Raw genomic sequence first — 23599 nt, 5'->3', positions numbered from 1 at the left:
TTCTTTCATTCATAGTTTGATCTGGAGCATCCGCTCATGACCAGCTAGATCACGCCGGAACTTCACTTGACTCGCCGGTAATAATTCGGCAACCATTTTAGCCAGTGCTGGTCGCTGATGATAACCAAACTCACCAAAAAACTGGCCGTTGATCGTCAAATGTTGCGGTAAGTCAGTCAAAATACGCCGATAAATTGCTAAACCAGCTTCAGCGGCAAACAAAGCCGTTGCTGGCTCATGGGCTAAAACACTGGCATCCATCACATCACGCTCACTAGGGGCAATATAAGGCGGATTGCTGATGATCGCATCAAATTTTTCGACCGCTAAATTAGTAAAAACATCACTTTGCCGAAAATTAATGGCTGCACCCAAGTCATGCGCATTGTCGGCAGCAACAGTTAATGCTGCCGCCGAAATATCACTAGCCCAAACTTGCCACTGGGGACGCGCTAACTTTAAGCTAACTGCGATTGCACCACTGCCAGTTCCTAGATCCAATATTTTCAATGGTGTAGCTGGCAATTCATTTAATGCCCATTCAACCAACTCTTCTGTTTCTGAGCGTGGGATCAAAGTCGCGGTTGTGACCTTAAATTCATGTCCGTAAAACGGCGCGTGACCAACAATATACTGTGCGGGTTCATTTTTAGCAAAACGTTGCACATCAGCTTGAAACTGATGCCAAATTGCGGCTGGCATCGGTTCCCGATAGCGCAGCAGCAATTGTGTACTTGTCCAATTTTGTCGTTCTAATAACAAAAAACGACCTGCGTCTTCTTGTTGCCGCTGTTCTAAAAAAATAGAGGCCCAACGCAAGGCCTCAAAAAATGTTGGCTCAGCCATTTTGGAGCTGCTCCAATTTAGCCGTTTGATCATGTAAGATCAACGCATCAATAATCTCTTCTAATTCACCATTCATAATCCGATCCAATTTGTTTAGAGTCAAACCGATCCGGTGATCCGTCACCCGATTTTGTGGATAGTTATAGGTGCGGATCCGTTCTGAACGATCACCAGTCCCAACTGATTGTTTCCGATTTTCATCGTATTCACTTTGATTTTGACTTTCATAATAGTCATAAACCCGGGCCCGCAAAATTTGCATTGCTTTTTCACGGTTTTGTTGCTGTGAACGCTGATCCTGCATGGCAACGACGATCCCCGTTGGCAAATGGGTCATCCGTACTGCAGAGGAAGTTTTATTAATATGCTGACCACCGGCACCAGACGAACGATAAACGTCGGTCCGAATATCTTTCGGGTCAATATCCAAATCAACCGCATCATATTCCGGCATTACCGCAACAGTTGCTGTTGAGGTGTGCACACGCCCTTGTGATTCAGTCTGGGGAACGCGCTGTACCCGATGCGCACCATTTTCAAACTTCAACTTGGAGTAAACACTATCACCTGAGATCATAATGACCACACTCTTAAAGCCACCGACTTCGGTTGGTGTTTCATCGACAGTCTCCACTTTCCAACCTTGCTTTTCGGCATAGCGCATATACATGTTAAGTAAGTCCCCAGCAAAAAGACTGGCTTCATCACCACCAGCTGCGCCCCGGATCTCCATGATAATATTTTTATCATCATTAGGATCCTTAGGTAGCATCAGTAAGGTCATTTCATGCTCTAATTTTTCTTTTTCAGTATTTAATTCAGCTAGATCTTGTTTGACCATCGCGTCCATTTCTGGATCAAGTTTTTCACGCAACATTGCGTCATTTTCGGCGATCTGGCCGACAACATCCTTGTAACGGTTATACTTTTCCGTTGTTTCGCGGATCTCGCCTTCTTCTTTCGACAGCTTCATGAAGCGCTGTGTATCACTGATCACTTCAGGATCGGAAAGTAAGCCTTCCAATTCTTCATGACGATCAACCACGGCTTGCAACTGTTCAAACATTTCGTCCATGATTAGTTTCCTTTCTACTTCACAATTAAGGTCATTTATTAGCAGAATACGCTAATAAATTCTGATGTTCCGGGCGATGTCCATTCTTGTGGCAAAATACTTGCCGCAAGAAACATGGCTCTACTTCACAATTAAGGTCATTTATTAGCAGAATACGCTAATAAATTCTGATGTTCCGGGCGATGTCCATTCTTGTGGCGAAAATCTTACCGCAAGAAACATGGCTCTACTTCACAATTAAGGTCATTTATTAGCGGAATACGCTAATAAATTCTGATGTTCCGGGCGATGTCCATTCTTGTGGCAAAATACTTGCCGCAAGAAACATGGCTCTACTTCACAATTAAGGTTATTTTATTAGCTAAATACATTAACACATTCATGCTTTTAATTGGCTTAAAATTGGATGAAAATAATGCTTACGACAAACTGGGTAGTAAGCTTCATTGCCACCAATTTCGATTTGTTCGCCTTCATAGACAGGCTTGCCATTAGCGACACGCATGTTCATCAAAGCCTTTTTATTGCAGAACCAGCAAATTGTTTTGATTTCAACAATTTTATCGGCGTATAACAATAAATACTTTGAGCCTTCAAATAATTCATTGCGAAAATCATTTTTCAGACCATACGTCATGACTGGTATATTCAGCTCATCGACAATTTTAGCCAGTTCAATCACATGATGCTTTTGCAAGAACTGTGCTTCATCGATCAATAAACACGCTGCATTGGGATTTTCTTGTTTCACAACATCGCAAATATTGGTTTCAGCAAAAATCGGCAACGCTTGGCGGCGTAACCCGATCCGGCTAGAAACGTAGCCGATCTCATCGCGATCATCTAGACCTGACGTCATAATGATCACCGACTTATTTTGCTCCTCATAATTATGGGCAACCTTTAAAATATCGATTGTTTTACCGCTATTCATTGCGCCATAATGAAAAAACAACTGGGCCATCCTTGTTCTTACCCCTTTTCATAAACATTCTTATTCAGTATAATCGATTTTAGTGAAAAATTCATCTGCAAATTAGTGACAAGTAAAAAAGCAATCTTTGTACTGCCTATTTTTAGTTAGAAAACGATTGGTTTTAATCATTGCAGCGAATTAAATCATCAAGTTATGTTATGCTCGCCTTATAAACATTGTCGGCGCAGGTTATCTTTTGACAAGCACACTTTTCGTTGTCAAAATAGTTATTGTTATTTAATGCGACTTATACTTCCCATACTAAACAGTCGTTTATTGCCGATTGGATCAAACCAAAATAGTTGCACCCTTTGAAATAGCAAATTTTATTAGCGCACTAGGCTAATAAAATCACCTTAATTGTGGAATAGGAGACTCATTATGTCATTAAAAAGTTCTTTCGCCGCGACTGCTGGTCGCTCGGCTTACTGGTTTTTGCACACCTTCATGAAAGGTGGTAGCTCTTTGCCGGGTAAAATCACCAATCGAATTGATCCAGATATTCTGGCAACGTTAGGTCGTGATTATGAAGTCGTGATCATCACAGGCACTAACGGTAAAACGTTGACCACAGCCTTAACTGTCAAAGTATTACACGCAAAATACAGTGATATTTTGACTAACCCAACTGGTTCCAACATGAAGCAAGGTATCATCACCGCCTTCTTAACCCACAAGCGTGGGCGCTCTGGTAAGCAGATCGCTGTTTTGGAAGTTGATGAGGCTAATGTGATCGAAGTAACCAAATACATCAAACCAACAGCCTTTGTTTTCACTAACATTTTCCGTGATCAAATGGATCGTTATGGCGAATTATATACCACCTATCAGAAAATTCTTGATGGTGTGGCCAATGCACCTGAGGCAACGGTCATCGCTAACGGTGATGCGCCAATTTTCCATTCACGTAAATTACCCAACCCATTCATCTATTACGGCTTTGATAACCAGCCTGATGGTGAATTAAAAGCTGAATACAATACTGATGGTGTTTTGTGCCCAGTCTGCAATCATATTCTGCACTACAAATCATTAGTTTACAGTAATCTAGGTAAATACTACTGTCCTAACTGTGGTTTTGCCCGTCCTGAACTACAACACCGAGTCACTGAATTAACTGAGCAAACGCCGGTTAGCTCTAGTTTTGTGATCGATGGTCAGCCAATCAAACTTAATATTGGTGGCACGTATAATATCTATAACGCATTAGCTGCTTACAGTGTAGGTCGTTATTTTGGTATTGAACCTACTGCGATTGCGCAAGCACTCGATGCTGACGAAAAAGTTTTTGGTCGTCAAGAAGTGATTCAAGTCGGCGATAAGGCTGTAACTTTAATTTTAGTCAAAAATCCGGTGGGCTTAAATCAAGTATTTGATTTAATTTTATTGAATAAAAAACCTTTTTCGTTGGTCACTTTGCTGAACGCCAATTACGCTGACGGTATCGACACTAGTTGGATCTGGGATGGTAATTTTGAAAAAATGGCGACTCAAGCGATTCCCAGCTTTATCGCTGGTGGTGAGCGAGTCACTGATATTGCCTTTCGTTGGCAGGTTGCCGGTGTCCCAGAAGATAAATTACAACAGATCAAGGATCTAAGTGAAGTCGCGGAAAAAATCAAGACTTTGCCAACTGAACAAGTTTACGTATTAGCCACTTACACGGCAGTTCTTCAATTACGCGAAAAATTTGCGGCGCAAGGCTTCATTGCCGCAGCTAACCGTAAGCATTAAAAATAAGCTTGAGTAACCTGAAAAAGTTACCCAAGCTTATTTTATTTGCTCATTCAATGAAGTCGTATTATTAATGCTTCGTTGTATATTCAGTCATTTACTGAAATAATTTGATCCACATTAACCATTGACCACAACAATGAATTATTGAGCCGTATAACCACCATCGACAACAAATTCTGCACCAGTGGCAAATTTTGATTCATCTGAAGCTAAGAATACGCACATATTCGCAATATCTACGGGTTCGCCTAAGTGCCCCATTGGTGTTAATTGCTCTTCGTGAGTCACCACATCCGGTGCGCAATCAACCAACGGCGTGTGAATGTAACCGGGATGGACTGTGTTGATGCGCACATTGTAACCTTCTTTAGCTGCATACAAGGCCGCTGATTTAGAAAATAGTCGTACACCCCCTTTGCTAGCATTATAGGCAGCCAACATTGGTTCGCCAATCAAACCTTCGATCGACGACATGTTAATGATCGAACCCCCATGATCTTTCATCGCGATTAAGGCATATTTAGTGCCAAAGAAAACCCCATCCAAGTTGATCGACTGTATTTTACGCCATTCTGCTGCAGTTGTATGCTCAATATCTTTAAAAAAACAAATACCGGCATTATTAACTAAAATATCCAACTTACCAACCTTATCCTGGACGGCCTTAATAATCTGTGGCCACTCTTGATCATCTGAGGTATCCTGTTGCATAAAGCTCAGTGCCTCTGGTGCGTTAATAGTTGCTAACGCTGCTTCACCAAGATCCACATGGCGCCCAGTAATAACAACTTTCGCCCCTTCTTCTACAAAACGCTGTGCACAGCTTAAACCAATTCCTTTTGTTCCGCCGGTAACCAGCGCAACTTTGCCAATTAAACGTCCTGTCATTTAATAGTCTCCTAAAATATTTTTAGCTTGAACAATTATATTTTAGTCTTGTTTAGCTGTAAATGAAAGCGCTTTTTAAAATGATATAAAAATAGCGACTAAATTCAGCCGCTAAATCCATTCTTTATGCTTTCTTACCCGGTTCGGAAGCGATAATTTGTAAGTCACCGGACAATTGCCATTTTTTGACTGCAAATGGTAATAAACAGTGTTGCCCTTTAGCTAACGGATAACTTTGACCATCAACGGTGATCTCACCTTGCCCAGCTAAAACGGAAACCAATGTATATGGCGCGCTTTGACGGGTTAACTCTAGTTCACCTTTAACTTGCCATTCGTAAACCGTAAAGTATGGCGCTTTAACGAAAGTGGTAACTTTAGAATCGCCAAACTGTTGACTAGTGATAGCTAACTTAGGCGCCACAAACGGTACCGTGGTCGTGTCAATTGATTGTTGGATATGCAGTTCACGTTTTTTGCCAGTCTTAGCGTCTACTCGATCATAGTCATATAACCGATAAGTCGTATCGCTACTTTGTTGCGTTTCTAGAGCCATAATTCCTTTGCCCAGTGCATGGATCGTTCCACTAGGGACGTAAAAGAAATCACCGGCTTTAACGGGTACATGGCGGAACAAGCCCTGCCAGTCTTCCGAATGGATCATATCGGCCAATTCAGCTTCACTTTTGGCATTATGACCATAGATCAATTCAGCCCCTGGATCAGCGGCAATGATATACCAACATTCCGTTTTGCCCAGTTCATGCTCGTGTTCCGCAGCATAAGCGTCATCGGGGTGAACCTGAACCGATAAGTCAGCTTCAGCATCCAAAATTTTAGTCAATAATGGGAAAACATCCCCCTTAGCATCGCCAAAAACATCGCGATGATCGCGCCAAACTTCGATCAAGGTCTGGCCAGCATATGGACCGTTAGCGACGGTACTAGGTCCATGGGGATGCGCGGAAATCGCCCAACATTCGCCCGTACGTTCACTAGGTAAGGTATAGCCAAATTCATCATGTAATTTAGTTCCGCCCCAAATTTTTTCTTGAAAATAAGGCTGTAAGAAATACGGTTCTGCCAAAATAATCACTCCTTCAATATTCTCAAATGCTCCGCTAATTATTTTACCGTTTTCAGTTAGTGACGTCGAGTCTAATTCGTGTGTTTTAATCACCGTTTCATTTAGCTTCCTGCAGATAAGTGGTAACGATTTCGTCACGTAATGCAAGATAAGGTTTATTTGGTGCCGTTGGATGGATGCGGTTAGACAGAAAAACGACAGCATTATGCTTGGTCGCATCGATCAACATAAAATGACCAACAAAACCAGTATGATAAATAACTGGATGCCCGTCCGCTGCATACAACAATTGCCAGCCTAAGCTACGACCGCCATCAAAGCCGGTGTAATCACGGTATAATGCGGCAATCGTTGCTGAACTGATCGGTGGTTGGTTAACCGTAAAGTCACCCAACATGAACCGGCAAAATTGTAACAGATCAGCTAAATTAGAAAATAAACCAGCCGAGGCACAATGTTTGCCTAAGATAAAGGCTTTGGGGTCATGAACAACGCCCTGGATCAAACCGCGGCCCGTTGGTTCATAACTGGCGGGCACACAACGCGCCTTTTCCGGCGTAAAGGTCATTGTATTTAAATGTAATGGTTGCAACACTTCATGTGTCAACGCCGTTTGTACTGGCTCCTTTAACAAGCGTTCGATGATCCAACCTAGATAGATCAGCCCTGTATCGCTATAAACCACTTTGCGTCCAAAATCTGCACCGACACTTAAGCCAAGTAATGCTTTAGTCAATGCCGGTGCTGCCAGTTGGTTACGATTCGGAATATAGCCGGTGATACCCGAAGTATGCGTCAACAAATGCCGTAACGTTACTCGCCCATCACCAAATTCTGGTAAATATTTTTGAACTGGATCAGTAATGGCTAGTCGACCTTGTTCTTGTAATTTTAAAATTAAAGTCGTCGTTGCCACTACTTTAGTCAATGACGCCAGATCATACAATTGGCCGGCTTGTAAGGCCTTTTTTTCCGGCAACAACTGGCTAGCACCTAAATAATTCGTCCAAGTGTGCTGCTGCTGAATAAATCCATAACTAACACCAGGAACGATCCCATTAGCGACTAAAGCTTGAATTTTCTGTTCAGTTTGTGGATACATCGTACCAACTCCAATTTCACAATTATGGTAAAAGGCGCCAAGTTGAAACGTCGCCCAATAAAAAAAGCAAAGGCAGCGTACACCTTTGCTTTTACTATAACGCATTTACGACACAATATTGCCAGAAAATTGACTATTGTATAAATCAGCGTAGAACCCTTTTTGGGCCATTAATTGGTCATGAGTCCCAGTTTCGATCACGTCACCATGATTCATTACGATGATATTATCGGCATCACGAATCGTTGACAACCGATGGGCCACCACGAAACTGGTGCGGTTAGCCAATAAGCGTTCCATCGCGTGCTGAATATGAACTTCAGTCCGAGTATCGACCGAACTGGTGGCTTCATCAAGGATCAAAATCTCAGGATCGGCAACAAAAGCTCGCGCGATCGTAACTAATTGCCGTTGCCCTTGAGAAATATTAGAGGCCGCTTCATTCAAAATGGTGTTGTAGCCGTTAGGTAAGCGGCGAACAAATTCATCAACGTGGGCTGCCTTAGCTGCCGCCATGACCTCGTCATCCGTTGCGTCTTCACGACCGTATTTCAGATTATCGTAGATCGTACCGGTAAACAGCCATGTATCCTGCAAAACCATAGCAAAATGCTGCCGTAGGTCTTCACGACTTAATTCACGAGTATCAACGCCGGCCAAACGAATTGTGCCACCGCTGACATCGTAGAAGCGTTCCAGTAAATTAATGATCGTCGTTTTACCGGCACCAGTTGGCCCAACAATAGCGACGCGCTGACCTTTTTTAACGCTCAAATTGTAGTCATTCATCAACAATTCGCCTTTATTGTAACCAAACTGTACATGATCAAAATCAATAAAGTTTGCGTTCGGCTGAACAACTGGCTTAGCAGTTGGCTCTGGACTCATTTCTGGTTCATCTAACACCGCAAAAATCCGTTCCGCAGAAGCAATCGTTGACTGGATCGTGTTCATTAAGTTAGCTAATTGTGAAATTGGTTGGGAGAACTGATTCATGTATTGTAAAAAGGCCTGCACATTACCTAACGTCACTGCACCGTGAGTGACCTGTACCCCACCGATGATCGCCACGAAGACGTAGCCAATATTATTCAAGAAAATCATTAACGGCATAATGATCCCGGAAATAAATTGTGCCTTCCAAGCTGACTGATAATAGTTACGATTTTGTTCTTCAAAAGTATCGATCGCGGCTTGTTCCTTGTTAAAACTTTTTAAAACCACATGGCCACTATAATTTTCTTCAACCTGATTATTCAACAAGCCTAAGCTACGCTGTTGCCCCGCAAAATAACGCTGCGACCGTGGTGCAATCACGCCAACAATCACTAGGCTTAATGGAATAGTGATCAACGCGATCAAGGTCAGCTTCCAACTGATCGTCAGCATCATCCAGATCGTGCCGACAAAAGTCACAGTACTCGTCACTGCCTGCGTTAAACTTTGCTGTAAGGTACTGGCGATATTATCCATATCGTTAACTGCTCGCGACATAATATCACCGTTGCTATGCGTATCATAATAACTGATCGGTACCCGTTGCATTTTTTCCTTAAACTCGCGGCGCAACTGATAGACCGTTTGCTGCGAGACCCGCGTCATAATAAATTGCTGGAAAAAGCTAAACAACGCTGAGGTTAAATACATTAAGACAACAATAATGATGATCTGCTTGATCTTATCAAAATCGATCGGCAACTTAGCCACCGTTTCACCGGCTTTTTTCATTGCTGCGCCCTTCATGATGCCTTTATAAATTTCCGTCGTTGCCTCACCGAGAATTTTCGGCGTCCGAATTTGGAAAATAACTGACGTGATCGCCAAAATTAAAACCACTGCCACCGCAAATAAACGATTGGACATGTAGCGCAACAAACGATTGGTTGTCCGCCAAAAGTGCTGTGGTTTTTCAACTAGGCCGGCATGATTGCCGGGACCATGGCCCATTGGTGGCCGTGTTGGTGTTTCTTTACTCATGTTGCGCCTCCTCTCCTTCCTTTAACTGGGAAGCCATGATTTCTTGGTAAACGGCATTGTGTGCTTTTAACGCTTCATGAGTCCCTTTACCAACTAATTTACCATTATCTAAAACTAGAATTAGATCAGCATCAGCCACCGTTGCAATTCGTTGCGCAACAATGATCACGATTCGATTTTGGATCCGACTATCAGCCCTTAATTCAGCGCGCAACTGAGAATCAGTTTTGAAATCTAATGCTGAGAAAGAATCATCAAACACATACACCGCGGCGTCTTTGACTAAAGCCCGGGCAATCGCTAACCGTTGCCGTTGACCACCAGAAAAATTACCGCCACCTTGTTCAACGTGGGTATCTAAACCAGCGTCAGCCGCAATAAAATCATCGGCGCGGGCAATCTTCAACGCACGCCAAATGGCTTCATCAGTCGCATTCGGATCACCATATTGCATGTTCTCACGTACAGTCCCCGTAAATAGAATCGCCGTTTGCGGAACAAAAGAAATAGCTTGTCGCAAATCATGTTGCGTAAAATCACGGATATCCGTGCCATTGAAACTGATACTACCAGCCTCCACATCATAAAAGCGCGGTAGTAAGCTGACTAACGATGTTTTACCAGAACCAGTCCCACCAATAATCGCTACTGTTTGGCCACTTTTAGCGCTGAAATCAATATCCGTCAGGGCGCGATTTTCTGCACCCCGATAGCGATAATCAACATGCTGAAAGTTCAATTCACTATGATCAAAATCGGCCGGTAATGCCTTCGGTTCAGGCTTATCATTGATCGTTGAATCAAGCGCTAAAACTTCTTGAATCCGTAATGCTGAAGCCTGCGCTCGCGGAATGAAAACAAAAACCATTGATAACATCATAAAACTCATTAAGATCTGCATGGCATAGGTCAAAAAGGCGATCAGATTACCGACTGGCATCGAGAAATCAGCGATCAATTTAGCCCCAAACCAAGTGATTCCAACATTAGTCGCACTCATCATCAAAGTCATAATTGGAAACATCAACGCCATGATACTAAAAACTTTGATTGCATTATGTGTGTAATCCTGATTGGCCGCTTCAAAACGAGTTTGCTCAAATTTATCACGCCGGAACGCCCGAATAACCCGGACCCCAGTCAAACCTTCACGAAAAATCAAATTGATTCGATCGGTTTTAGACTGCATTGCGCGGAATAACGGTACGGCAAACCGCATCACTAAGCCAATAAAAATAGCTAGTACCGGTAAAACAATTAAAAAGATCATCGTCAATCGCTGGTTTTTGTTGTATGCCAGAACACTGGCACCGATCAACATGATCGGCGCCATGATCATCATCCGTAATGCCATCATGGCCACGTTTTGAATCTGTACCACATCATTGGTCGTCCGGGTGATCAGTGACGAGGTCTCCACCTGATCAAACTCATCGTTAGAAAAACCAATGACCTTACGATAAATGTCCGAACGGAGTTGTTGGCCTAAATGCTGTGAAGTCCGTGCTGCCAAAAAAACATTACCCACAGCGGCCAACACGCTCAAAAGCGCAAACCCGACCATTTCAGCACCCACGCGCCAAATATAATTGATATCGCCTTTAGCGACACCATTATTGACGATATTAGCCGTCAAACTTGGTAGATTTAAGCTGCTGATCACTTGTAAGATCATAAATAAAAAAGCGCCAGTGACGGCCCAAATTGACATTCGTCCACGTGCTATTTTAAGCATCTACTCACTTCCTTAATTAAAATAAAAAGTTACATTAAAATACTTGATTGATTCAAAACGATCAATTGATCGCCACACCATGTTCGATCCAACCTAAGGCTTGTTCAAATTCTTGGTTTAATTGTGCCACCGTGATCTGCTCACCATGTTGTTGCCGTAAGTAATAGGCCCCCAGCGTTTGAAATAACGTCGCCATTAAAATATGCATCAATGTACCTAACTCATGCGGCGTTGAAATTTTTAAAACCGAGAAATCAACGGCCGCATAAAAATCATCATGTCCATGGTGTGGGTGCCTCTTTTGTGTTGCTGAGGTCACTTTACGACCATTTTTATAAGTCATGTTCAAAAACATATTTTTGTAGAAAACCGCATTAGGTCCATTAATGATTTCATCAACTAATTTAGTAAAGTAATGGCGAAATGCAGCAAATAAATCACCGTCGACCGCCTGTAAATTGCTTAATAGTGAATTTTGCCCTTGCTTGCGTAAATAATCAGCGTAATAGTAATAAAGGTCTTCTTTATCAGTAAAGTACTGGTAGAAACTGCCGCGAGGAATATCCGCACTAGCAATAATTTTGCTGATCGACGCTTCATGTAAAGGCACCCGCGAAAATTCTAAGCGTGCCGCCTCTAGCAGCCGTTGTTGTTTTTCCTGGGATAAATTAAAAAAAGTGCGTGTTGGCATCTGCTTCCTCCTTTCCCCATTAATCAATTTAAATTTATGACACTTTGTCGCTTATATGACAGTGTGTCATTATAGAGATTTTTAAATTGAAAAGCAAGCCAGACGTTTCACACGTCTAAAAACAAATTTCGTGCTATCATGAGGTTACTTAAATTCGTGAGGTGACGATTATCAAAACAAATAATTCTGGCTGGGCGACCGTCCGCCACGTAGGCTATTTCTGCTTACTTCTATTGGCCGAACAATTACCATTAACTGGTTTAAGCTTTGCCAGCGCAATAGCCGGCACACAGCAAACCCAATTAACTTATGTATTAGGCAGTTTATTCCTGATCATTTCCATTTTGATCACGATTTTATTTTGGCAAGTCTATCGTAAAGCGGTGACTGACAATAACAATGAATTTGAACAACGACTACATAAACGTGATGGGCTTTTAGTTGCTGCCGGGTTCATTGCCATGTTACTAATCAACGCTGCTACCATTCCATTCGTTAAAACAAGTGGTAACGCCAACGTAGATAGTTTAACTAGCTTGCTACAAAGCTTCACTTTCTTCATGTTATTGTTCGTTGCTTTCATTGGCCCGATTCTTGAGGAAATTCTTTTTCGTGGTCTTTTTCTAAATTGGTTTTTCCCACACCGTCGTTGGCTAAGCATTGGCTTAAGCTCAGTGATCTTCGGTACCTTTCACGTTGATCTCTCCAGCGGTCAAGTCGATCCAATTTATTGGTTGTCAAAAATCTTACTCGGCTTGGTTTTGGCACTAGTTTATAGTCGCACCAAAAATTTAAAGGCGTCGATCACGCTGCATATTTTAAATAACACCTTAGCAGCACTCGTTTAGCATTGTACTCAAATTTAAACCAATTTGTATTGCTACCACCAAGTTCATCAAATTATATATGAACAGCCTTAGTTCGGTTCCATTCTGGTAGTAATAGTTGTTCACTGGTCTAAACGCTGCGTAGTAAATACAAACTACAACTATAAACGCTGATAAAAGTGGTTTTCTCTACTGCTTTTATCAGCGTTTTACTGTAATCACCACTTTACTAAAATGGCAGATAACCCGCTCTGTCCATTACCGTCAAACTTGAGAAAGCTAAAAATTAGCCAACTATTTTGGTTATGCGGCACTAGTTCACCTTTTATTAACTTGCAGACATAAAAAAGCCGAAAAGACTGATCTGACAGTCTTTTCGGCTTAGAAAAATTATTTTATCACCCGTACGGGGATCGAACCCGTAACTCCGCCTTGAGAGGGCGACGTCTTAACCAATTTGACCAACGGGCAAGGTCAACATTTGGAACATATATTATTCTACAGAAACTTAAGGTGCTGGTCAAGCTTTTTTTATAACGACCCAATCCATACCACCCTATCACTTTTGCAGTTCAAGCTGATTAGACAGCAAAAAAGAAGATAAACAATCATCGTTTATCTTCTTTTTAATGCTCATTTAAACAAACTACACTAATCAAACATTTTCTTAGCCGCTTTAGCTAACGTCTTCAAATCTTTATCATAACGCGGTGTCTTAACTAAATGCGACATTGGAATACCAGCGAAATGATACGCCGCAATTTCACCAGAACGAACCGCACTTTGTTCAGTGAAGATCATCTGATAAGGTTGCTCAACAAATTCACCAGTAAAGGCCAAATTAGTGGCATGTTGTGGAATAACCTTTGGCCGATCAGTTTTAGCCCGATTATTAAATAATGCAGAGGCATAAGGCATATAAACCGGAATATTATTGATCACGCTAGCCATGATCTGATCCGTTTTGTCGCGAATATTGCCGGGACCTGGATCTACTTTAGACAATTGACCAATCAATTCCTGGATCATTTCTTTACCCGTCATTTTGATGTATGGCTTATCGATAAACTCGCCACGCCGCCGTGGATATAGGAAGTAACCCCAAATAACCGTCTCATTCGGTTTTTGTGTTGTAAAATGTGGCTGGTGATGAACCACGATCGACATATTCACATCTTTATGTCCCAACGCTGTAATCGGGCTAGTCGAGATAAACGAATTCAGCGCATTTCCTGGCACTTGAGTCGTGATCCGAGTAATTTCATTTAACAATAAATGATCTTTAGTCGTTAGCGTGAAACTGACCCATTCACTGGCATTCCGATCAGCAAAAAATTTATCCGGATTACCTAAATTATAGAAATGCTCACTTGCTTTTTTCCATAGACTAGCTGCTGCACCATAATCCATATTTTCTGGCGCCGGTGTATTAAAGTCACCTAAAGTGGCTGAATCAGTGATTGAACCGTTAGTAAAGATCACCGCAGTATCGTCATCGACCGTGACGTGTTCGTCGACACCGGTGACTGTATTCTTAACTGTCAAACCAGTAACTGTGATCTCATCTTGCATCGGCGTATCTTTAAACGTCCAATCAGTTACCAGACGATTCAAGATAATGTGACAACCCTGATCACGTAAATAATTAACCAGTGGGAGCATAATGCTTTCATACTGATTATATCTCGTCCGGTTGACACCGACTAGATGCTCGATCTGAGTAAATTCGTAAATCATTTGGTGCATATAGCGTCGTAATTCTTGAGCAGAACTTTGTATACGAAAAGCGAAGGTCGTTTCCCACATAAACCAGAAATTTGTGCCGAAGAAATGGGGATCATCACTAAAATAATCAGCGATCGTGACGTTATCCAGCTTTTCTTCTTCCGAATCCGGCATTGCAATCAACTTAGTTAGATGCAGCCGATCCTGATTATTTAAGCCTAAATGACTGCCATTAATAATACCCTTACCGCCTTCAAGCAGCCGCGCCTTGTCAAAGGTACGGTGTTTAGCATCAAAATCACGTGTATCTTCAGCCGCAGTCATATTAGTTTCCGTCGCCGATGGAATCCGATCAAGTAGATCCATCAAATCAACATAAGTCCGATAATTCAGCATCCGTCCGCCACGAGCAACATAGCCTTTCTGATTTTCTAAGGGATGATTTTTATTCCAATATTCATCGGTTACGCTCTTTGTTGGCGCGCCATCATTTGAACCATGATCATCCAGTGAATAAAAAGTAATCTGATCACCACTCCAGTGACCTTCTTGAATCAAATAAACCGCAGCCGCCATATTGGCTAAACCGGCACCGATCATGATAGCTTTATTTTTCCGCATACTAATTCCTCCGATCATTAACTAGCTCAACGCATTACACGCTGTACTACCAAAATTCGTCAGTAATATTAGCAAAAGATTTCCCAGTACATCTTAACGTGATTCGAATTCATCATACAAATGACGATCATCCTCAAAAAAACCAGTCTTTTTAGCAAGGTACAAAACGCTAGCCGTGATCAAACCGACCGTAGCGCCTAGACAAACAAGTTTATTATTCATGTTGCTGACCTCCTTGTAAAAGTTACTGAAATAAGCAGTTATGGTAGCTAAAAAATCCTTGATCAACCATTCAACTACATTTCAACTCCATTATAGATTCTTAATATAAAAAAGCAATGATCGTACTCGGACACTTGCTCCCGATTGTCCACGCTAATCACTTAACCGGGATTATATTAGTTTTGAGTTTACCCAAAATAACGAGAACAAAGCTAACAAAAGAAAGGACCAAGGTTATTTTAACATGAAATCAACGGAAATATATCAAGCAAAACGAGAAATTATTAATTATGCCAAAAAGCTCACGCTCGGCATGTCTAAACCTACGACTAATTTCGTTATGGACATGCTTTATGGACTAGCGAAAGGACGTTCACCATTACTAGCGGAAATCAGCCGTGCGTTGAATGAGGATATTACGCTTTTGGGTACGCTCAAACGTTTGAGCCGCAACGCCACGAATTTTCATGATTATGCCAAGTTGGATCAAAATTATTTGGCCGCGGTACAACCGCAGCTTAAGGACGATATGCTAGTCATCGTTGATAATTCTGATATTACCAAGCCTTATGGTGAGAAATTTGAAGCTTTAGGCCGGGTACACGACGGTTCAAAAGGTGTCACCGAAAAAGGCTACCTCACAACCAATATTACGGTCGCAACATCAAAAACAAAGCAGCCACTACCGCTATACTCGCATTTATTTTCAGCTGAGGAAACTGACTTTATCAGTACTAACGTTGAAACCTATCGCGGCTTAAATCGCGTTGATCAACTCTTTGGTGATAAAAAATATACCGTCGTGATGGATCGCGGTTATGATGCGAATGATATCATTAACTTTTTGATGCAAAAGCAAACTGATTTCATTATGCGCTTAACCGACAAACGCTGGGTCCACTACCAGGATAAGGCTTATAAAGTCCCTGAATTGGCGCAGCGACGCAAGGGCAAGATCGCCTTTGATAGTCAGATCAAAGGCAAAGACTATCATTTAAAGATCAGTCATATCAAAGTGACTTTACCCGCGTTTAAAGGTCGAGCGTTTTTTATGGTGGTCGTTTATGGATATGGTGAAAAGCCAATGAGACTCCTGACCAATAAGGTAATTACGAGTAAAGCAGACGTGCTCCGGATCGTCAAAAGCTATCTTACCCGCTGGCGGATCGAAGAACTATTCCGGGTACAGAAGCAGGAATATCACTTGGAAAAAATCCGCACACTTTCGCTAAATTCACTGCAGCTGATTCACCGATTGATCACGTATTTATTAGGTCATCACGCGATCAAGATCGAAGCCGGGCTATCATTTAATGAAATCTTATACCGCAAAGCACAGTGTTTACGGCAAGCGGTAAGGTTTAAGTTTTATCGCTATATTCGTGGCTTAGCGGCGATCCTGAAATTCGATGTCAGTGGTATTAGGCACTTCAAATGTATCGAGCAACGGCATGACCCTAGGCAGTTGTGCTTGGCGATTTAAGTGTTAGTTCGATAAGTTTTTCAAACGTGCTGTCAAGGGACGTTTATTTAGGATACATCTAAATGAGTTTGATCCAGTTGACTGGTACCAAAACGATTAATGACCGACAAAGACATAACCTTTGCCCGCCGAACAAGGTAAAATGGGTAAATTCAAGTATTAGCAACTTTCGCATAAATGGTGTATAGTAAATAGTGGTGAGTTTGTGCAGTGGTCTGCATGAATAATAAAAATGTGACTCAGCTGAGAAAGCTAAGATGTAGGCGTCCTCAGTTTTTTTGTGGGCAAGTCACTTTTTCTCAGTATTTAACTGAGCTCGTGCTTAGCTGCGGACAATGTTGCGGTTCCAGTTTAAGTGAATCATTTAAGCGTTTTTCAACCCAATGAAAAACGTCGTTAGTTTTGTCAATATAGTAGGTAGGCGTTAATATGGAAAAACAAAAGCAACCTGAATTGCCGTTTCGGCGGCTTTCTGATCAAGCAATCAGTCGTAATTTGACTGCCTTTATGATTCAATTCAGTAGAGAGCAGCGTTTGCGCGATCAACAAGCAAAAAACAAAAAAACAGCTTAAACAAATAGGGACACGGCATAATTGCCGCATCCCTATTTTTATACACTTAATTATTGTAACTGTTACTCACAACACTCCACGAAGCACCAGCATCAGGTGAGCTAAGTAACTGGCCTTGACTATTGATCTTGAACCAGCCAATTGTCGGTGCAGTCCCAGCGTCAGCCCCCTGTGCCTGCATATTAGCACTATTATGATTTTCGCGTACTTGGATCACTAATTCACCATTAGCATCCTTGCTCATTTCATACCCTAAATCATCTGATTGATAGTTACCACTAACATGTTGTGCGACCCAATCCTGTACTTGCGCAGTTGTTAAGTTCAGCCCATTGACTGTCGTAGCCGTTTGCGCCTGACTTTGACCAGCAGCTTGACTGCTGGCTACCAAGCTTGTTGAACTTCCAGCATTACTGCTGGAAGAACTAGCAATCGCTGTAGAAGACGTACCAGCTGTATTACCATCAGCACTGCTGGTTTTTGTACTGCTAGCTGAATTGGAGACTGTACTTGGGCTTTGCGCTTTCCTGCTGCTAGCCTTCTTGCTAACTTGACTCGTTTGCTGGCTTGATTCACTGGACGAGTCCGTGGAACCACCATTATTGCACCCTGCCAAGGTGACTGCAGTGACCCCGATTAATAAAACACCGAAAAGTTTTTTCATGTTTGTTGAACCCCTTCCACATCATGGCAACTTACTATGTTGATTTTAACAAAGAAACCAACAGAAACTCAAGCCTTAAACCGAAATGATATTCAAGGTACAAAAAAACAGCCCCGATTACTCGAGACTGTTCATCAGACTAGTAACTAGTCTTTAACAACGTTAGTCGCTTGTGGGCCACGATCGCTGTCTTCAACGTCAAATGTTACATGTTGGCCTTCTTCTAAAGACTTGTAACCTTCGCCTTGGATAGCTGAGAAATGTACGAATACATCGCTGCCATTGTCGCGAGTAATGAAGCCATAACCTTTGTCTGCGTTAAACCATTTAACTGTACCTAATTCCATGTGTAAAAATCCTCCTGTAGGTCAATCGACCTGTATAATTTGGTAAATCTTGTGAAAGGCGTACATTGGAAGAAGTTTACGATGAAACTTGAAACCAAAATATTCCGAACAAAGAAGTACTATAAGTATAGTAGCATATCCCCCTGTTAATAGCAAACTAATCACGCAATTAATTTAAAAAATTTCTGCAGATCATTTAGTTAAGGAAGTTGTTTGCCGAACAGTGGCCAATTTATTGTCGATCATCTGTAACACTTTTTGCGCATTATCTGGTTTGGCTAAGTCAAACTGTTGCAGGTCAACGCGCATTTTAGGGCCTTCGTCGTAAGCTTCAAACCATTCCTTATAGGCACTCCAGATCTTAAAGTAGTAATCATAAAGACCTTGGTCGTTTTCAACCTGTTCATAATCACGGCCACGTTTTTTGATTCGATACAAAATCGTTTCAAAATCAGCGTAGGCGTACACTAACAAATCAGGTGCTTTCTTAGGAATACTCCGTAATTCAGCCATCATATTGTCCAATAATTTAAGGTAGATCTCAAATTCTTGGTCACTAATGTTGCCTTCCTTGTTATTTTCTCGTGTAAACAGCGCATCTTCATAAATTGAACGATCTAAAACGTTGTTATCGTCAGTCAACGCTTTTTTGATCATCGCAAACCGTTTATTCAAAAAGAAAATCTGTAGTAAAAATCCGTATTTTTTTGGATCAGAATAATAAAGTGGTAAAACAGGATTATCGCCGACTGGCTCAAAAAATGCTTGTGTGCCTAAATGTTCCGCAATCATTCCGGTCAGCGTGGTCTTGCCGACGCCGATCATCCCTGCTGTTATTATCACCATGATTGGCCCCCTCGTTAGTTGCAAAAATGCATACCCTATATTGTAGGGCAGAATAGCTTAAAGGACAATCATTTTTCATAAAAACTTGTCAACACCCCATTACTAAGGCTATGATAAATAAGTTAATCCTATTAACGTTTTACGGCAATTATGAATTAGGAAGTGACTCTTGTGAAAAAAATCTGGCTGACCTTGTTAGCTATTATCGGCGTCGTGATCATCGGCTTATTCGGCGCAGGCATGTATTTTTACCACGTAGCAGTGGTGCCGGGACCCAAAGATTTCCTCGGTAAAACCAGCACACTGAAACCTAGTGATCCGCTGTATCAGCAGAAAAAATGGTTTGCGGATACGACCAAAACTCATTGGTACGAAACCACTGCTGACGGACTCAAACTAGATGCCGACTATATCCCAGCGGCCAAGAAAACAAATAAAACAGCAGTGATCGCCCACGGCTTTATGAGCCGCAAGGAAGAAATGGGCGCCTATGCGGCCTTATTTCATCAATTAGGCTACAATGTATTGCTACCAGATAACCGTGGTCACGGCGCTAGTCAAGGTAACGTGATCGGCTTTGGCTGGCTTGATCGCCGCGATTATTTACTGTGGGCCCGCCAAGTCGTTCGTAAAAACGGTCAAAATAGTAAGATCGTCATGTTCGGCATCAGCATGGGTGCTGCCGGCATGGTCATGGCCAGCGGCGAGCATCAATTGCCGCAGATCAAAGCTTACGCCGTTGACAGCCCGTATACATCAGTCGAAGACGAGATCACCTATGAAGCCAAGCAACAGTATAACTTGCCCAAATACCCGCTGGTGCCGATCACCAGCTTAGTCACACGCATTCGCGCCGGCTATAGCTTTGAAGAAGCCAGCGCCGTCAAGCAAGTCCATAAAAATCACAAACCAATCTATTTTGTGACCGGGACCGCCGATAAATTTGTACCTACCTATATGACTAAAAAACTATACCGCGCCGCCAATTCCCCCAAGGAAATGTGGTTAGTCAAAGGCGCCGCTCACGTTAAATCATTTAGCAAACAGCCTCAAGCTTACCAACAACATATCAAACAATTTTTGACAAAATACGTTCATTAAATGTAAAGCACCCCCATGCCCTAGTATCGCGGCGTGGGGGTGCTTCAGTTTATACTCAGCGATTTGATCACATGCCCTGACCCGGACTATTTCACCGACCAATTATCGAAATAGCGGAAAACCTAATCATAAATCAGCAATTAATTACTTTAGACGCATCTATTTTGTGTTTTCACAATAAATTCGGCAAAATAGACTTAAATAGGAAAAGGAGCTGAACAAAATGGCATATCGTGCAATCAATCCCTACACTGGTAAGCTGATTCGTGAATTTCCCGCAACGACCGCTCAACAAGTCGAACAGGCCTTAGCTAATGCCCAAGACTTTTATCAAACAGCTAAACGCCAGGCCATTGCTGAACGCACCCGCTTATTGCAACAACTGGTCACCGAACTACGACAAAATGTTCCCCAATACGCCACACCAATAACAACCAATATGGGCAAGTTATGGACTGAAGCACAAGCCGAAGTTAAAAAAGCCGCCGACTTTGCTGCATATTATGTCCAAAACGGCGCTCACTTATTGCAGGACGTTCCCTACCCCGACGCACCTAATGGTCCAGCGTACGTCAGATTGCATTCGATTGGCGCAATCATGACGATCGAACCATGGAACTTTCCGTTTACACAGATCATGCGCGTTTTTGCGCCCAACTTTATACTCGGTAACCCAGTGTTACTTAAGGATCCTAGTATCATCCCTGAATGTGCCCAAGCGTTTGAAACGGCGACGATCCAAGCCGGCTTACCAACTGGCGCATTTAAAAATTTATTCATTAACTATGAACAAGTGGCGCAAATCATTGCCGACCATCGCATACAAGGTGTGGCCTTCACCGGTTCGGCTGGAGCTGGGCAGAAAATCGCCGCAATTGCTGGTAAAAATTTACGCAAGTCAACTATGGAACTGGGTGGAACCGATGTTTTCGTTGTTTTAGCCGATGCCGATCTGGAAAAAGCCATTCAAGCTGGCGTGGCTGGACGCTTAAATAATGCCGGTCAAGTGTGCACCGCGGCCAAGCGCTTTATCATCCATGAAGCCGTCTATGATGATTTTATCAGCGGCATGAGTGCAGCCTTTGCACAACGTCAACTCGGCGACCCAATGGACCCCGCGACCACACTAGCACCGCTATCTTCCAAAAAAGCCCAGCAACAACTACAGGAACAAGTCGATGCGATCATCAACGGTGGCACCAAACTAATTTGGGGGCAAAATACCCCGATCGCAGGACCCGGGGCTGGTTTTAAGCCACTTATTCTAGAAGGGATGGCCTTTGATCACCCGCTGTACGATACCGAATTATTTGGACCAGTGGCGCAAGTTTATCGAGCAAGTTCGGATGAAGAAATACTTAGACTAGCCAATCAGTCACAACGCGGCCTAGGCGGCACCATTTTTACGGGTGATATCGCGCACGCCCGTAAGTTAGCTGACCAGATCGAGACGGGACAAATTGCGCTCAATCACATGCTGACCTCTTACCCTGAACTGCCCTTTGGCGGTATTAAGCAATCAGGTTACGGTCGCGAACTAGGTGATTTAGGTATTCGTGAATTTGCCAATGCCAAAACAATCAGCGAATAAACTTTGGGCCTTACATGGTTTAGCTACCGGTAAGGCTTTTTGTTTGCATGTAAGAAGCAATAACGCTTAAAGACTGATAATGAGCAATACACTGGCACTAACCGCCAATGATTAAAAGTCGCTTAATACCTGCGTACACAACAACCCACTTCCTTAGTCAATACCCTGTTTAGGAGAATCATTAAGCTAATCCGCCACGCATTTTAGGCAATGACGAAATATAATTTACAGTCAAAAACACCTAATTTTTTTACGATCAACGCAGTCACTACCGTCGCTTTCACACGATGATCAATTTTGTCAAAATTTTCAAGATAATAAACAAAAAGACCGTCATACCGGCGCTTCTAAGCACTGGTGACGGTCTACGCTTATAAAAATTGGGTAACTAGGGATCGAACCTAGAAATTACGGATTCAGAGTCCGTTGCGTTACCATTTCGCTATTACCCAATGATGTGAAATCTCATCAACGACTAATAGTTTACCGAAAAAACAGCTAGCTGTCAATTATAAATTTGATTTTTTATGCAATTAATGTGCCCAATTACGTTTTAACAAGATAATTGCGCTGCTGATCAACCCAATTCCAGCCAGACTCAATAAAAAGTTAATGTGTTCGCCAGTTGCTGGAAGTAAAGCGGCGAAAATAGAAGTTGGTTGTTTTTGTTTAGCCTTGTGCGCCACTTCAATCATGCTAGTTACTTGTGCCGTAATTGTAGATTCAGTTGGTGTCCTTACGCCTACTTTTGCTTTACTACTCTGTTTTGCCGTTACATCTTGAACAATCTTAAATGGGGTATCCTTTTTGTTTTCCTGCGCAGCGGTAATTGTTGCCGGCTTCTCTGGAGCTAATTCAGCGGATTCTAAATCGGCGAATAAATCAGCTTGCCCTATTTTTTTATCTGCCACTGTTTTCTTAGTATCAGAACTCGCTACTGATTGTGCAGCTACGGGTGCACTACTTTTAGCTGCTTCTTCGCTGATTGTTGCCATTGGTACTGTACTTTGTGCCACCGATTGGCTTTTTCTCTCCGGTAATGCTGTAGCTGAAGTTGCGGTCTCATTTCTAGTATCCGCAGCCGATTGCATAGCTGCGGGTGCTGCACTGCTAGCTGCAGAAGAAGCCGCTGACTCTTCTGGTTGCGGAACTAGCGTAGATTCATTAACCGTCCTAGTAGTTGTTGCTGGTGTCACTGGCAAAGTTGCATTATCCAATGCACCAGTAGCTGCTTTAGCTTCCGGTACTGCGGTATCCGTTGCTGGCGCTACCGCATTAGTCACCGGTGCCGCCAAATCTGCCATTAACGATTGCTGCGGTTCAGAAACAACTGCGGTACGATCTGGTGCTGTTGGCACCATTGCTGGTGTTATTGCTGCATTCGTTTGTGTGCCCCATAAGCCTAATCCTAGCAGTATACTACCACTAAGTAGCCAGCCTTGCAGCCCATGTTTTAAATATAGCATCTAAATCCCTCCAGATAGA

The 23599-nt window shown here is 42.5% G+C and carries 21 protein-coding genes and 2 tRNA genes; 6 read left to right on the top strand and 17 right to left on the bottom strand.

Features of this window, described 5'->3' with window-relative positions:
- Positions 1–9: 9 nt before the first annotated feature.
- From prmC to LC20001_RS05835, 3 genes are all read right to left on the bottom strand, one after another.
- A complete protein-coding gene (prmC, locus tag LC20001_RS05845) occupies positions 10–846 on the bottom strand; it encodes a peptide chain release factor N(5)-glutamine methyltransferase (RefSeq protein WP_010009809.1) in 837 nt (278 codons plus the stop codon).
- Positions 839–1921: a peptide chain release factor 1 gene (prfA, locus tag LC20001_RS05840; protein WP_003678763.1), complete on the bottom strand. Its 1083-nt coding sequence runs from the start codon at positions 1919–1921 to the stop codon at positions 839–841. The genes prmC and prfA overlap by 8 nt, the downstream gene beginning before the upstream one ends.
- 379 nt (positions 1922–2300) lie before the next feature.
- Complete coding sequence (locus tag LC20001_RS05835; RefSeq protein WP_010009811.1) at positions 2301–2885, bottom strand: thymidine kinase; 585 nt, start codon at positions 2883–2885, stop codon at positions 2301–2303.
- A gap of 393 nt (positions 2886–3278) precedes the next feature.
- Between LC20001_RS05835 and LC20001_RS05830 the strand changes: the two genes are divergently transcribed.
- Positions 3279–4631 carry a Mur ligase family protein gene (locus LC20001_RS05830; protein ID WP_003680141.1) on the top strand — a complete coding sequence of 451 codons (1353 nt, stop codon included), beginning with the start codon at positions 3279–3281 and terminating at the stop codon, positions 4629–4631.
- A 144-nt stretch (positions 4632–4775) separates the two neighbouring features.
- Here LC20001_RS05830 and LC20001_RS05825 read toward each other — a convergent pair whose 3' ends face one another.
- The 6 genes from LC20001_RS05825 to LC20001_RS05800 all read right to left on the bottom strand — a co-directional run bounded on the left by LC20001_RS05825 (position 4776) and on the right by LC20001_RS05800 (position 12114).
- Positions 4776–5522, bottom strand: a complete 747-nt coding sequence (locus tag LC20001_RS05825) for an NADP-dependent (R)-specific alcohol dehydrogenase (protein WP_056943242.1) — start codon at positions 5520–5522, stop codon at positions 4776–4778.
- 124 nt (positions 5523–5646) lie between these two features.
- Positions 5647–6609, bottom strand: a complete 963-nt coding sequence (gene manA, locus LC20001_RS05820; RefSeq protein ID WP_056943244.1) for a mannose-6-phosphate isomerase, class I — start codon at positions 6607–6609, stop codon at positions 5647–5649.
- 97 nt (positions 6610–6706) lie between these two features.
- Positions 6707–7711, bottom strand: a complete 1005-nt coding sequence (locus LC20001_RS05815; RefSeq protein WP_010009820.1) for a serine hydrolase domain-containing protein — start codon at positions 7709–7711, stop codon at positions 6707–6709.
- Positions 7712–7816: 105 nt separating this feature from the next.
- Complete coding sequence (locus LC20001_RS05810) at positions 7817–9688, bottom strand: ABC transporter ATP-binding protein (RefSeq protein ID WP_010009821.1); 1872 nt, start codon at positions 9686–9688, stop codon at positions 7817–7819.
- Entirely contained in the window at positions 9681–11423 is a 1743-nt protein-coding gene (locus tag LC20001_RS05805; RefSeq protein ID WP_010009824.1) for an ABC transporter ATP-binding protein, read from the bottom strand. Before LC20001_RS05805 ends, LC20001_RS05810 begins: the two co-directional genes overlap by 8 nt.
- A 61-nt stretch (positions 11424–11484) precedes the next feature.
- Positions 11485–12114 (bottom strand): TetR/AcrR family transcriptional regulator, encoded by a 630-nt coding sequence (locus tag LC20001_RS05800; RefSeq protein ID WP_010009826.1) that lies wholly within the window; start codon positions 12112–12114, stop codon positions 11485–11487.
- 161 nt (positions 12115–12275) lie between these two features.
- On the opposite strand from LC20001_RS05800, the gene LC20001_RS05795 reads away from it, so the two are divergent.
- Positions 12276–12962, top strand: a complete 687-nt coding sequence (locus tag LC20001_RS05795) for a CPBP family intramembrane glutamic endopeptidase (RefSeq protein WP_010009827.1) — start codon at positions 12276–12278, stop codon at positions 12960–12962.
- Between the two features lie 377 nt (positions 12963–13339).
- Here LC20001_RS05795 and LC20001_RS05790 read toward each other — a convergent pair.
- The 3 genes from LC20001_RS05790 to LC20001_RS05780 form a co-directional block, all read right to left on the bottom strand.
- Positions 13340–13412, bottom strand: a tRNA-Glu gene (locus tag LC20001_RS05790).
- A gap of 180 nt (positions 13413–13592) precedes the next feature.
- Entirely contained in the window at positions 13593–15287 is a 1695-nt protein-coding gene (locus LC20001_RS05785) for an oleate hydratase (RefSeq protein ID WP_010009828.1), read from the bottom strand.
- A 93-nt stretch (positions 15288–15380) separates the two neighbouring features.
- A complete protein-coding gene (locus tag LC20001_RS05780; protein WP_010009829.1) occupies positions 15381–15509 on the bottom strand; it encodes a hypothetical protein in 129 nt (42 codons plus the stop codon).
- A gap of 244 nt (positions 15510–15753) precedes the next feature.
- On the opposite strand from LC20001_RS05780, the gene LC20001_RS05775 reads away from it, so the two are divergent.
- Together LC20001_RS05775 and LC20001_RS14380 are read left to right on the top strand one after the other, a co-directional pair.
- On the top strand, positions 15754–16992 hold the full coding sequence (locus tag LC20001_RS05775; protein WP_069700426.1) for a transposase: 1239 nt from the start codon (positions 15754–15756) through the stop codon (positions 16990–16992).
- 429 nt (positions 16993–17421) lie between these two features.
- A complete protein-coding gene (locus LC20001_RS14380) occupies positions 17422–17565 on the top strand; it encodes a hypothetical protein (protein ID WP_010009830.1) in 144 nt (47 codons plus the stop codon).
- Between the two features lie 46 nt (positions 17566–17611).
- Here LC20001_RS14380 and LC20001_RS05770 read toward each other — a convergent pair whose 3' ends face one another.
- From LC20001_RS05770 to LC20001_RS05760, 3 genes are all read right to left on the bottom strand, one after another.
- Positions 17612–18229: a hypothetical protein gene (locus LC20001_RS05770; protein WP_010009831.1), complete on the bottom strand. Its 618-nt coding sequence runs from the start codon at positions 18227–18229 to the stop codon at positions 17612–17614.
- Between the two features lie 146 nt (positions 18230–18375).
- On the bottom strand, positions 18376–18576 hold the full coding sequence (locus LC20001_RS05765) for a cold-shock protein (protein ID WP_010009832.1): 201 nt from the start codon (positions 18574–18576) through the stop codon (positions 18376–18378).
- A gap of 192 nt (positions 18577–18768) precedes the next feature.
- Entirely contained in the window at positions 18769–19422 is a 654-nt protein-coding gene (locus tag LC20001_RS05760) for a deoxynucleoside kinase (RefSeq protein WP_010009833.1), read from the bottom strand.
- Positions 19423–19593: 171 nt separating this feature from the next.
- Between LC20001_RS05760 and LC20001_RS05755 the strand changes: the two genes are divergently transcribed.
- The gene (locus LC20001_RS05755) at positions 19594–20523 is read left to right on the top strand and encodes an alpha/beta hydrolase (RefSeq protein WP_010009837.1); all 930 of its coding nucleotides are present in this window, start codon (positions 19594–19596) and stop codon (positions 20521–20523) included.
- A 223-nt stretch (positions 20524–20746) separates the two neighbouring features.
- Positions 20747–22114: an aldehyde dehydrogenase family protein gene (locus LC20001_RS05750; protein ID WP_010009838.1), complete on the top strand. Its 1368-nt coding sequence runs from the start codon at positions 20747–20749 to the stop codon at positions 22112–22114.
- A 380-nt stretch (positions 22115–22494) separates the two neighbouring features.
- Here the strand turns inward: LC20001_RS05750 and LC20001_RS05745 are convergent.
- Together LC20001_RS05745 and LC20001_RS05740 are read right to left on the bottom strand one after the other, a co-directional pair.
- A tRNA-Gln gene (locus tag LC20001_RS05745) sits at positions 22495–22566 on the bottom strand.
- An 81-nt stretch (positions 22567–22647) separates the two neighbouring features.
- On the bottom strand, positions 22648–23580 hold the full coding sequence (locus LC20001_RS05740) for an LPXTG cell wall anchor domain-containing protein (protein WP_010009839.1): 933 nt from the start codon (positions 23578–23580) through the stop codon (positions 22648–22650).
- Positions 23581–23599: the final 19 nt, after the last annotated feature.

This window comes from Loigolactobacillus coryniformis subsp. coryniformis KCTC 3167 = DSM 20001 (assembly GCF_002706425.1).
Classification (GTDB): Bacteria; Bacillota; Bacilli; order Lactobacillales; family Lactobacillaceae; genus Loigolactobacillus; species Loigolactobacillus coryniformis.
The sequence above is the reverse complement of the archived record's forward strand: the minus strand, read 5'-3'. Positions and strand labels throughout refer to the sequence as shown.